The following is a 12733-nucleotide window of genomic DNA, read 5'->3' as shown; positions in this document are numbered from 1 at the left end:
TTTTGTTAACGATATGTGCAATAGAAGATGCCGATTAATTGGCGATTTAACGAACGAACAATATAACTAATTCTACTGTTAGCGGGACAATTATAAGAGGAAAACATGAGAATCAACCGGGGAGGATAATGAATATCTGGCATCTTGTACTAAAAATCGATGTTTTGCTTTGACAATCCCCTGTGCTTTTGCGAAAACATTCATGGAAGAAGAAAAGCAGTGTTTGGCGTGTGGCGAATTTTCATGCACGCAAATGCCATTTTTATCCGGGTTAGCGAAATCTACGCATGGTGTGGACAGACGCCATGCGTGATGTCGGTGGCTGCCGTCAGGCAACGGGCTTCTCACGTACCCCTGGGTTACCCAACGTCGTACGGGTGATAACAGGATGGACTCTGGCAGTGAAGGCTCAGAGTCGGAACAGGAGTAGGGAAGGAATACAGAGAGACAATAATAATGGTAGATAGCAAGAAGCGCCCTGGCAAAGATCTCGACCGCATTGATCGTAATATTTTGAATGAATTGCAAAAAGACGGGCGTATTTCCAACGTAGAGCTTTCTAAACGGGTGGGACTTTCTCCGACGCCTTGCCTTGAGCGCGTGCGTCGACTGGAAAGACAGGGTTTTATTCAGGGCTATACAGCGCTGCTCAACCCGCATTATCTGGATGCATCACTTCTGGTATTTGTTGAGATTACTCTGAATCGTGGCGCGCCGGATGTGTTTGAGCAATTTAACTCCGCTGTGCAAAAACTTGAAGAAATTCAAGAGTGTCATCTGGTTTCCGGGGATTTCGACTATCTGTTGAAAACTCGCGTGCCGGATATGTCAGCGTATCGTAAATTACTGGGCGAGACCTTGCTGCGCCTGCCGGGCGTAAATGACACCCGTACCTATGTGGTAATGGAAGAAGTCAAGCAAAGTAATCGTTTGGTAATCAAGACGCGCTAACACGGAACAGGTGCAAAATCGATGTAGTTTGATTACACTCCTGTTAATCCATACAGCAACAGTGCCGGGGAGACCCGGCACTGTTGTCCGTTTTAGCCGAAGGCAGGAAACAGCCTGATACCTGGAGAGCCTTTCTTGAGCCAGGAATACACCGAAGACAAAGAAGTCAAATTCACAAAGCTAAGTAGCGGGCGCCGACTCCTTGAGGCGTTACTCATTCTTTGCTCCCTTTTTGCCATCTGGTTGATGGCGGCCTTACTCAGCTTTAATCCCTCGGATCCTAGCTGGTCACAAACGGCGTGGCATGAGCCTATTCACAACTTAGGCGGGACGCCGGGAGCCTGGCTCGCCGATACGCTATTTTTTATTTTTGGCGTAATGGCCTATACCATTCCGGTCATCATTATCGGCGGCTGCTGGTTTGCCTGGCGTCATCAGGAAAACGACGAGTACATCGACTATTTCGCCGTCTCGCTGCGTTTGATTGGCGCGCTGGCGCTGATCCTCACGTCCTGCGGTCTGGCGGCGATTAACGCGGATGATATCTGGTACTTCGCTTCGGGCGGGGTGATCGGCAGCCTACTGAGCACGACCCTGCAACCGCTGCTGCACAGCAGCGGCGGTACAATCGCGCTGCTCTGCATCTGGGCGGCAGGACTGACGCTGTTTACCGGCTGGTCCTGGGTTAGCATTGCTGAAAAACTCGGCGGCGCGATCCTTTCTATTCTCACTTTCGCCAGCAACCGTACCCGTCGTGACGACACCTGGGTCGATGAAGGGGAATATGAAGAAGATGAAGAAGAATATGAAGACGATGAATCCACTAAACCGCAAGGTTCTCGTCGGGCGCGGATTCTACGCAGCGCCTTAGCACGCCGCCAGCGCCTGGCTGAGAAGTTTGCCAATCCGCTGGGGCGTAAGACCGATGCCGCGTTGTTCTCCGGTAAACGGATGGACGACGCCGAGGGCGAGGTTCAGTACAGCGCCAGCGGCGCGCCTGTTGCCGCAGACGATGTGCTTTTTTCTGGTTCTAGCGCAGCGCGTCAGGCGAACGCCGATGATGTTCTGTTCTCCGGAGCCAGCGCGGCGCGCCCCGGCGATTTTGACCCCTACGATCCTCTGTTGAACGGGCATAGCATTGCCGATCCGGTGGCTTTGGCCGCGCAGGATACCGCGGCGCCGCAGGCATGGTCTGAACCGCTGCCTGGGTATGACGCTCAGCCAGTTTATCAGCCTGAACCGGCTTACCCGCCGCAGTACGCGTCTCAGCCGGAGCAGGCTCCTGTTCAGCAGCCTGCTTATCAGCCTGAACCAGCTTACCCGCCGCAGCAGGCCTATCAGCCGGCGCAGGCCCCTGTTCAGCCGCCTGCTTATCAGCCTGAAGCGGCTTACCCGCCGCAGCAGGCCTATCAGCCGGCGCAGGCCCCTGTTCAGCCGCCTGCTTATCAGCCTGAAGCGGCTTACCCGCCGCAGCATGCCTATCAGCCGGAGCAGGCTCCTGTTCAGCCGCCTGCTTATCAGCCTGAACCGGCCTACCCGCCGCAGCAGGCCTATCAGCCTGCGCAGGCTCCAGTTCAGCAGCCCGCTTATCAGTCTGAACCAGCTTACCCGCCGCAGCAGGCCCCTATCCAGCAGCCTGAACCTTACGTTCCTGCTTCTGCCGTAGAGCCTGAGCCAGCAGAGGAAGTGAAACCACAGCGTCCGCCGATGTACTACTTCGAAGAAGTGGAAGAGAAACGCGCGCGTGAACGCGAGCAGCTTGCCGCGTGGTATCAGCCAATTCCAGAACCGGTCAGTCCAGTTGCGACAAAACCGATCTCGCCTCCGCCTGCTCCGGCGGCTGATGTTGCCGCGGTGAGCGCGCTGGCGGCCGGCGTCCATCAGGCCACCGGGGCAAGCGCCGCGGCGGCCTCCGTCGCATCCAGCGCCGCGCCGCTGTTTAGCCCGGCGTCTGGCGGCCCGCGTGCGCAGGTAAAAGAGGGCATAGGCCCGAAATTGCCTCGTCCAAATCGCGTTCGTGTTCCAACGCGACGTGAGCTGGCATCCTATGGCATTAAGCTGCCTTCGCAGCGGTTGGCTGAAGAACGCGCGCGTCAGGCAGAACATCAGCACTATGATGATGATGCGCTGACGGACGAGGAAGTTGCAGAGTTTGAGCAGGGCGAGCTGGCGCGTCAGTTCGCGGCTGCGCAAAATCAGCGCTATGGCGATAGCTACGCTGCGGAAGAGGATAATGTAGACGAGGATTCCGCCGCTGAAGCCGAACTTGCCCGTCAGTTTGCCGCTTCCCAGCAGCAGCGTTACGCCAGCGAGCAGCCGCCGGGATCGCATCCGTTCTCTGCGGCTGATTATGAATTCTCGCCAATGAAAACGTTAGTTGATGATACGCCGAGCGAGCCTGTCTTCACGCCGATGCCGGAAGTGCAGCAGCCTGCCCCGCAGCCGACCCAGCATTCGCAGCCCGTACAGCAGCCGATGCCGCACCAGCAGATGCATCAGCAGCCGCAAAGTGCGCAGCCTCAGGCTTATCAGCCAGTACAGCAGCAGCCGGTTCAACATCCGCAGATGCCACAGCAGGCTCCTGGCGGTTATCCGCAGCAGCAGGCTTCGCAGCAGCAGCAACCGATCCCGCAGCCGCAGGAAAGCCTGATTCACCCGCTGTTGATGCGCAATGGCGACAGTCGCCCGTTGCAGAAACCCACGACGCTGCTGCCCTCGCTTGATCTGCTCACGCCGCCGCCGGCTGAGGTTGAGCCGATCGATACCTTTGCCCTCGAGCAGATGGCGCGTTTGGTTGAAGCTCGTCTGGCCGATTTCCGCATTAAAGCCGACGTGGTGAACTACTCACCAGGCCCGGTCATCACCCGCTTTGAGCTAAACCTGGCTCCAGGGGTGAAAGCGGCGCGGATTTCCAACCTGTCGCGAGATCTGGCGCGTTCACTGTCCACGGCGGCGGTTCGTGTGGTGGAAGTTATTCCGGGTAAACCTTACGTTGGCCTGGAGTTGCCTAACAAAAAGCGCCAGACCGTTTACCTGCGCGAAGTGCTGGATAATGCGAAATTCCGCGACAATCCTTCACCGCTCACGGTGGTCCTCGGTAAAGACATCGCGGGCGAACCTGTGACCGCCGATCTGGCGAAGATGCCGCACCTGCTGGTGGCGGGTACCACCGGCTCCGGTAAGTCCGTTGGGGTCAACGCCATGATCCTCAGCATGCTCTACAAAGCGCAGCCGGAAGATGTGAAATTCATCATGATTGACCCGAAAATGCTCGAACTGTCGGTCTATGAGGGAATACCGCATCTGTTGACGGAAGTCGTGACGGATATGAAAGACGCGGCCAACGCTTTGCGCTGGAGCGTTAACGAGATGGAGCGCCGGTATAAACTCATGTCCGCGCTGGGCGTACGTAATCTCGCAGGCTATAACGAGAAGATTGCCGAAGCCGCGCGTATGGGACGACCCATTCCGGATCCTTACTGGAAGCCTGGCGACAGTATGGATGCGACGCATCCGGTGCTGAAAAAAGAGCCTTATATCGTAGTGCTGGTCGACGAATTTGCCGACCTGATGATGACCGTCGGCAAGAAAGTGGAAGAGCTGATCGCGCGTCTGGCGCAGAAAGCGCGCGCCGCGGGGATCCACCTGGTGCTGGCGACCCAGCGACCGTCGGTTGACGTTATCACCGGCCTGATTAAAGCCAACATCCCGACGCGTATCGCCTTTACCGTATCGAGTAAAATTGACTCGCGGACCATCCTTGACCAGGGCGGTGCGGAGTCTCTGCTGGGGATGGGCGATATGCTCTACTCCGCGCCTAACTCCACGATCCCGGTGCGCGTGCACGGCGCTTTTGTACGCGACGAGGAAGTTCACGCCGTCGTTCAGGACTGGAAGGCGCGCGGGCGTCCGCAGTATGTCGATGGCATCACCTCCGATAGCGAAAGCGAAGGCGGCGGCGGTGGCTACGAGGGCGGTGAAGAGCTCGATCCGCTGTTCGATCAGGCCGTCAACTTTGTGACGGAGAAACGCAAGGCTTCCATATCCGGGGTGCAGCGTCAGTTCCGTATTGGCTATAACCGCGCCGCGCGTATCATTGAGCAAATGGAAGCTCAGGGTATCGTGAGCGAGCAGGGTCATAACGGTAACCGTGAGGTGCTGGCTCCGCCGCCTTTTGAGTAACCGCAAAGTTGGGTAAATAAGTGAAAATCAGCCTGTTCTGCTGTTTAACCGCCGTTGGCCGTTCTACATTAGCAGCAGATCAGGCTCCCGCGTCGGGAGTGACGCACATTAAGGAATAACAATGAAAAAACTCGCAATCACCTGTGCATTACTGTCCAGTTTTGTCGTCAGTCAGGTATGGGCGGACGCCGCCAGCGATTTAAAAAGCCGCCTTGATAAAGTGAGCAGCTTCCACTCCAGCTTTACGCAGAAAGTGACGGACGGCAGCGGCAACGCCGTGCAGGACGGGCAGGGCGACCTGTGGGTCAAACGACCAAATCTGTTCAACTGGCATATGACCCAGCCGGATGAAAGCGTGCTGGTTTCCGACGGCAAAACGCTGTGGTTCTATAACCCGTTTGTTGAGCAGGCTACCGCCACCTGGCTGAAAGATGCGACCAGCAACACGCCGTTTATGCTGATTGCCCGCAACCAGGCCAGCGACTGGCAGAACTACAACATTAAGCAGAACGGCGATGATTTTGTTCTGACCCCGAAAAACGGTAGCGGTAATCTGAAGCAGTTCACCATTAACGTGGGTCGTGACGGCACGATTCATCAGTTCAGCGCCGTGGAACAGGACGATCAACGCAGCAGCTATCAGCTGAAGTCGCAACAAAATGGCGCCGTCGACGCATCTAAGTTCACCTTTACGCCGCCGCAAGGGGTTACGGTGGACGATCAACGTAAGTAGAGGCGAACGTGAGCAATCTGTCGCTCGATTTTTCCGACAACGCGTTTCAACCCCTGGCCGCACGCATGCGGCCAGAAAATTTAGCGCAGTACATTGGCCAGCAGCATCTGCTGGCACCGGGTAAACCCTTACCACGGGCGATTGAAGCCGGTCATCTGCACTCCATGATCCTTTGGGGGCCGCCGGGGACGGGGAAAACCACGTTGGCCGAGGTGATTGCGCGCTATGCCAGCGCCGACGTTGAACGTATTTCAGCGGTGACCTCCGGGGTGAAAGAGATCCGCGAGGCCATTGAACGCGCGCGACAAAACCGCAACGCGGGTCGCCGCACAATTCTGTTTGTCGATGAAGTTCACCGTTTCAATAAAAGCCAGCAGGATGCCTTTCTGCCGCATATCGAAGACGGAACCATCACCTTTATCGGCGCGACGACGGAAAACCCCTCCTTTGAACTCAATTCCGCACTGTTATCCCGCGCGCGCGTCTATCTGCTGAAATCGCTGACCAGCGACGACATCGAACAGGTGCTCAGCCAGGCGATGAGCGATAAAACGCGCGGCTACGGCGGGCAAAATATCGTTCTGCCGGACGAGACGCGCAAGGCCATCGCCGACCTGGTCAACGGTGACGCGCGGCGGGCGCTGAATACCCTGGAAATGATGGCCGATATGGCCGAGTCCGACGCCTCCGGCAATCGCGTGCTGAAAGTTGAGCTGCTGACCGAAATCGCCGGCGAGCGCAGCGCGCGTTTCGACAACAAAGGCGATCGTTTTTACGATTTAATCTCCGCGCTGCATAAATCGGTTCGCGGTAGCGCACCGGATGCCGCCCTCTACTGGTACGCGCGGATTATTACCGCCGGCGGCGATCCGCTCTACGTCGCGCGCCGTTGTCTGGCAATCGCGTCGGAAGATGTCGGTAATGCCGATCCGCGCGCGATGCAGGTTGCGATCTCCGCCTGGGATTGCTTTACTCGTGTCGGACCGGCGGAAGGCGAGCGGGCGATTGCCCAGGCCATTGTTTATCTTGCCTGCGCGCCGAAAAGCAACGCGGTCTATACCGCGTTTAAAGCGGCGATGGCCGATGCCCGCGAACGCCCCGATTACGACGTACCGGTACATTTACGCAATGCCCCAACGAAGCTAATGAAGGAGATGGGCTACGGGCAGGAGTATCGCTATGCTCATGATGAACCAAATGCCTATGCCGCTGGAGAGCAGTACTTCCCGCAGGAAATGGCGCAAACGCGCTATTATAAGCCGACAAACCGGGGGCTGGAGGGCAAAATAGGCGAAAAGCTCGCCTGGTTAACCGAACAGGATCAAAATAGCCCGATAAAACGCTACCGATAATTGAGGCGTTGCGGTAAGGTTGTCACACTATTTCCGTGGTCGCGCTCTGCGGCCATTTTTCTTTATTAATTCGATAAGCACAGGATAAGCATGCTCGATCCCAATCTGCTGCGTACCGAGCCAGACGCAGTCGCAGAAAAACTGGCACGCCGGGGCTTTAAGCTGGATGTAGATAAACTTCGCGCTCTGGAAGAGCGTCGTAAAGTTCTGCAGGTTCAAACTGAAAACCTGCAGGCGGAGCGCAACTCCCGATCGAAATCCATTGGCCAGGCGAAAGCGCGCGGGGAAGATATTGAGCCATTACGCCTGGAAGTGAACAAACTCGGCGAGCAGCTTGATGCCGCTAAGACCGAACTGGACGCGCTGCTGGCGGAAATCCGCGATATCGCGCTGACCATCCCTAATATTCCGCACGATGACGTTCCGGCCGGCCGCGACGAAAATGACAACGTTGAAGTCAGCCGCTGGGGTACGCCGCGCGAGTTTGATTTTGACGTTCGCGATCACGTGACGCTGGGCGAAATGCACGGGGGGCTGGATTTTGCCGCCGCCGTGAAGCTGACCGGTTCTCGCTTTGTGGTCATGAAGGGCCAACTGGCGCGTCTGCACCGCGCGCTGGCGCAGTTTATGCTGGATCTGCATACTGAACAGCACGGCTACAGCGAAAACTACGTCCCGTATCTGGTTAACCAGGACACGCTGTACGGTACCGGTCAGTTGCCAAAATTCGCCGGCGACCTGTTCCATACCCGTCCGCTGGAAGAAGAAGCTGACAGCAGCAACTACGCGCTGATCCCGACGGCGGAAGTCCCGCTGACCAACCTGGTGCGCGATGAGATCATCGACGAAGACGATCTGCCGATCAAAATGACCGCGCATACGCCGTGCTTCCGTTCTGAAGCCGGATCCTATGGCCGCGATACCCGCGGCTTGATCCGTATGCATCAGTTCGACAAAGTCGAAATGGTGCAGATTGTACGTCCGGAAGATTCCATGGCGGCGCTGGAAGAGATGACCGGCCACGCCGAGAAAGTGCTGCAGCTGCTGGGTCTGCCGTATCGTAAAGTGGCTCTGTGCACGGGCGATATGGGCTTTAGCGCATGCAAAACCTACGATCTGGAAGTGTGGGTACCGGCGCAGAATACCTATCGTGAGATCTCTTCCTGCTCTAACGTCTGGGATTTCCAGGCGCGTCGTATGCAGGCGCGCTGCCGCAGCAAGTCTGACAAGAAAACTCGCCTCGTACACACGCTGAACGGTTCTGGCCTGGCGGTTGGACGTACGCTCGTCGCGGTGATGGAAAACTATCAGCAGGCGGATGGTCGCATTGCGATCCCAGAAGTCCTGCGCCCGTATATGCGCGGCCTTGAGTTTATCGGCTGATTTTTCAACACTCTTCTCAAAAGCGCCTGCGGGCGCTTTTTTTTTACCCCCTTCTTGATACCGGGCAATAATCGACTTCGCGATTACGAAGATACTCCCTTTGGATTATCCAGCATAAAAAACTAATAAAGACTAATTTCGTTGTATCAATAACTATACAACGGCTTTAAGTTCATTGTGAGCAACCGAAGCGAGTATCTATGAAAATCAAAACCCCCGATGCTTTACTGGCTGCCGAGGTGAGCCGGCGTGGTTTAATGAAAACCACGGCGATTGGCGGGCTGGCGATGGCCAGCAGCGCTTTTACCTTACCCTTCACGCGCATTGCCCATGCCGCAGACAACCTCAACCCTGTCAGCGAAACGCTCACCTGGAGCGCCTGTACGGTGAACTGCGGAAGCCGCTGCCCGCTGCGGATGCATGTGGTTGATGGTGAGATTAAATATGTTGAAACAGACAATACCGGTGACGATAACTACGATGGCCTGCACCAGGTTCGCGCCTGTCTGCGCGGTCGCTCGATGCGTCGGCGCGTCTACAACCCGGATCGCCTGAAATATCCGATGAAGCGGGTGGGCAAACGCGGAGAGGGCAAATTCGAACGCATCAGCTGGGAAGAAGCGTTCGATACTATCGCCAGCAATATGCAGCGCCTGATAAAAGAGTACGGTAATGAGTCCATCTATCTGAACTACGGAACGGGAACCCTCGGCGGAACCCTGACTCGCTCATGGCCGCCGGGGAAAACCGTGATTGCCCGTCTGATGAACTGCTGCGGCGGTTACCTCAACCATTACGGTGACTACTCCACCGCTCAAATCGCCGCGGGACTGAACTACACCTACGGCGGCTGGGCCGATGGCAATAGCCCGTCGGATATCGAAAACAGCAAGCTGGTGGTGCTGTTTGGCAATAACCCGGGGGAAACCCGGATGAGCGGCGGCGGGGTGACCTACTACCTGGAACAAGCGCGGGAGAAATCCAACGCCAGACTGATTATTATCGATCCACGCTATACTGACACCGGTGCCGGACGCGAAGATGAGTGGATCCCTATCCGCCCCGGAACCGATGCCGCGCTGGTCTCGGCGCTGGCGTGGGTGATGATTAACGAGAATCTCGTAGACCAGCCTTTCCTCGACAAGTATTGCGTAGGCTATGACGAGAAAACGCTGCCGGAAGGCGCGCCGGCCAATGGTCACTATAAGGCCTATATTCTCGGTCAGGGCAAAGACGGTATCGCGAAGACCCCAGAGTGGGCGTCGACGATTACCGGCATTCCTCAGGCGCGTATCGTGCAGCTGGCGCGTGAAATCGCCGGCGCAAAACCTGCCTATATTTCTCAGGGATGGGGCCCGCAGCGCCATGCTAACGGCGAGCTGGTTTCCCGCGCGATTTCCATGCTGGCGATCTTAACCGGCAACGTTGGAATCAACGGCGGGAATACCGGCGCGCGTGAAGGCTCTTACTCGCTGCCGTTTGAGCGCATGCCGACGCTGGATAACCCGGTTGAAACAAGTATTTCCATGTTTATGTGGACCGATGCGATTGAGCGCGGAGCGGAAATGACCGCACTACGCGACGGCGTGCGTGGTAAAGATAAGCTCGACGTCCCCATCAAAATGGTCTGGAACTATGCCGGTAACTGCTTGATCAACCAGCATTCAGAAATCAACCGTACCCATGACATCCTCCAGGATGACAAAAAGTGCGAGATGATTGTGGTCATTGATTGCCATATGACCTCGTCTGCGAAATATGCCGATATTCTGCTGCCGGATTGTACCGCCTCGGAGCAGATGGATTTTGCCCTCGATGCTTCCTGCGGCAACATGTCCTACGTGATTTTTGCCGACCAGGCCATCAAACCGCGTTTTGAGTGCAAAACCATCTATGAGATGACTACCGAGCTGGCGAAGCGCATGGGCGTTGAGCAACGCTTCACCGAAGGCCGCACTCAGGAAGAGTGGCTGCGTCACCTCTATGAGCAATCCCGTAAAGCGATCCCGGCGCTGCCGCCGTTTGATGAATTCCGCAAGCAGGGGATCTTCAAACAGCGCGATCCGCAAGGCCACCACGTTGCCTATAAGGCTTTCCGTGAAGATCCTGCCGCCAATCCGTTAACGACCCCGTCAGGGAAAATTGAAATTTACTCTGCGCAGCTGGCGGAAATCGCGGCGACCTGGGAGCTGAAAGAAGAGGATGTTATCGACCCGCTGCCGATCTACAGCCCTGGGTTTGAAAATTATGACGATCCGCTGGCTAAAAAATATCCGCTGCAGCTGACCGGCTTTCACTACAAAGCCCGCACTCACTCCACCTACGGCAACGTTGACGTACTGAAAGCCGCGTGCCGTCAGGAGATGTGGATCAACCCACTTGATGCGCAGAAGCGCGGTATCGCCAATGGCGATCGGATCCGCATTTTTAACGATCGCGGTGAAGTGCATATCGAAGCCAAAGTGACCCCGCGAATGATACCGGGCGTGGTCGCGCTGGGTGAGGGGGCCTGGTATAACCCGGACGCCGGTCGCGTGGATCAGGCTGGCAGCATTAACGTGCTGACCACCCAACGCCCATCGCCGCTGGCGAAAGGCAATCCATCGCATACCAACCTCGTCCAGGTTGAAAAGCTGTAAGGAGTGACCGATGACAACTCAATATGGATTTTTTATTGATTCCGCCCGTTGCACCGGTTGCAAAACCTGCGAACTGGCATGCAAAGACTACAAAAACCTCACGCCGGAGGTGAGTTTCCGTCGTATCTACGAATACGCGGGCGGCGACTGGCAGGAAGATAACGGTGTCTGGCAGCAGAACGTGTTTGCCTATTACCTCTCTATCGCCTGCAACCATTGTGAAGATCCGGCCTGCACCAAAGTTTGCCCGAGCGGGGCGATGCATAAACGTGAAGATGGCTTTGTCGTTGTCGATGAGGATGTCTGTATCGGCTGTCGCTATTGCCATATGGCCTGCCCGTACGGCGCGCCGCAGTACAATGCGGCAAAAGGGCATATGACCAAATGCGACGGCTGCCACGAACGCGTCGCCGAGGGCAAAAAGCCGATTTGCGTGGAGTCCTGTCCGCTCCGCGCGCTTGATTTTGGCCCGATTGAAGAGCTGCGTAAAAAACACGGCCAGCTGGCTGCCGTTGCGCCGCTGCCTTCGGCCCACTTCACTAAACCAAGTATTGTGATTAAACCTAACGCCAACAGCCGACCGTGTGGAGATACCACCGGCTATCTGGCTAACCCGAAGGAGGTGTGAGATGGGGAGTGGATGGCATGAATGGCCGCTGATTATTTTCACGGTCTTTGGTCAGTGCGTGGTGGGCGGCTTTATTGTACTGGCTCTGGCGCTCATGAAAGGCGACTTATCGCGTGAACAGCAGCAGCGCGTGGTGTGGAGTATGTTTGGCCTGTGGGTGCTGATGGGCGTGGGCTTTATTGCCTCAACCCTGCATCTTGGGTCGCCCATGCGCGCGTTTAACTCGCTCAATCGCGTAGGGGCCTCGTCGCTCAGCAATGAAATCGCCAGCGGGGCGCTTTTCTTTGCTGTCGGCGGTATTGGCTGGCTGCTGGCGGTGGTCAATAAGCTACCGGCGGGACTGCGTCATCTCTGGCTGATTATTACCATGGTGCTGGGGGTTATCTTTGTCTGGATGATGGTCCGCGTCTATAACACTATTGATACGGTACCCACCTGGTATACGGTCTGGACGCCGCTGAGTTTCTTCCTGACGATGTTTATCGGCGGTCCGCTGCTGGGATATCTGCTGCTGCGCGTTGCGGACGTTACCGGCTGGGCGATGCGCCTGCTGCCGGCGGTGACCCTGCTGGCGCTGGTGAATAGCGCGATCGTGGGGCTAATGCAGGGAAGCGAGCTGGCGACAATCCATAGCTCCATCCAGCAAGCTTCCGCGCTGGTGCCGGACTACGGCTCGCTAATGGCCTGGCGTCTGGTTGCGCTGGCGTTGGCCCTGGTCTGCTGGATCGCTCCGCAGCTCAAAGGCTATCAGCCCGCATTGCCGATGCTGGGGCTGGCTTTTGTGCTAATGCTGGTCGGCGAGATGATCGGCCGCGGCGTCTTCTACGGCCTGCATATGACCGTAGGGATGGCAATCGCCAGCTAA

At 56.7% G+C, this 12733-nt stretch carries 8 protein-coding genes; all 8 read left to right on the top strand.

Annotated elements, in window-relative coordinates:
* Positions 1–456: 456 nt before the first annotated feature.
* The 8 genes from lrp to ACE3MN_RS17630 all read left to right on the top strand — a co-directional run bounded on the left by lrp (position 457) and on the right by ACE3MN_RS17630 (position 12733).
* Positions 457–951 (top strand): leucine-responsive transcriptional regulator Lrp, encoded by a 495-nt coding sequence (gene lrp, locus ACE3MN_RS17665; RefSeq protein WP_002439523.1) that lies wholly within the window; start codon positions 457–459, stop codon positions 949–951.
* Between the two features lie 135 nt (positions 952–1086).
* Positions 1087–5133 (top strand): DNA translocase FtsK, encoded by a 4047-nt coding sequence (ftsK, locus tag ACE3MN_RS17660; RefSeq protein ID WP_102650055.1) that lies wholly within the window; start codon positions 1087–1089, stop codon positions 5131–5133.
* Positions 5134–5254: 121 nt separating this feature from the next.
* Positions 5255–5866 (top strand): outer membrane lipoprotein chaperone LolA, encoded by a 612-nt coding sequence (gene lolA, locus ACE3MN_RS17655; protein ID WP_004130911.1) that lies wholly within the window; start codon positions 5255–5257, stop codon positions 5864–5866.
* 8 nt (positions 5867–5874) lie between these two features.
* Positions 5875–7218, top strand: a complete 1344-nt coding sequence (gene rarA / locus ACE3MN_RS17650) for a replication-associated recombination protein RarA (protein ID WP_004871703.1) — start codon at positions 5875–5877, stop codon at positions 7216–7218.
* A 90-nt stretch (positions 7219–7308) separates the two neighbouring features.
* Positions 7309–8601 (top strand): serine--tRNA ligase, encoded by a 1293-nt coding sequence (gene serS / locus ACE3MN_RS17645; protein ID WP_004871699.1) that lies wholly within the window; start codon positions 7309–7311, stop codon positions 8599–8601.
* A gap of 200 nt (positions 8602–8801) precedes the next feature.
* On the top strand, positions 8802–11240 hold the full coding sequence (gene dmsA, locus ACE3MN_RS17640; protein WP_375364123.1) for a dimethylsulfoxide reductase subunit A: 2439 nt from the start codon (positions 8802–8804) through the stop codon (positions 11238–11240).
* Between the two features lie 10 nt (positions 11241–11250).
* The gene (locus tag ACE3MN_RS17635) at positions 11251–11868 is read left to right on the top strand and encodes a DMSO/selenate family reductase complex B subunit (RefSeq protein ID WP_004871693.1); all 618 of its coding nucleotides are present in this window, start codon (positions 11251–11253) and stop codon (positions 11866–11868) included.
* A 1-nt stretch (position 11869) separates the two neighbouring features.
* On the top strand, positions 11870–12733 hold the full coding sequence (locus tag ACE3MN_RS17630; RefSeq protein ID WP_375364122.1) for a dimethyl sulfoxide reductase anchor subunit family protein: 864 nt from the start codon (positions 11870–11872) through the stop codon (positions 12731–12733).

It is taken from the genome of Klebsiella grimontii (genome assembly GCF_042137965.1).
Classification (GTDB): Bacteria; Pseudomonadota; Gammaproteobacteria; order Enterobacterales; family Enterobacteriaceae; genus Klebsiella; species Klebsiella grimontii.
This window is presented reverse-complemented; position numbering and strand designations above follow the sequence as displayed.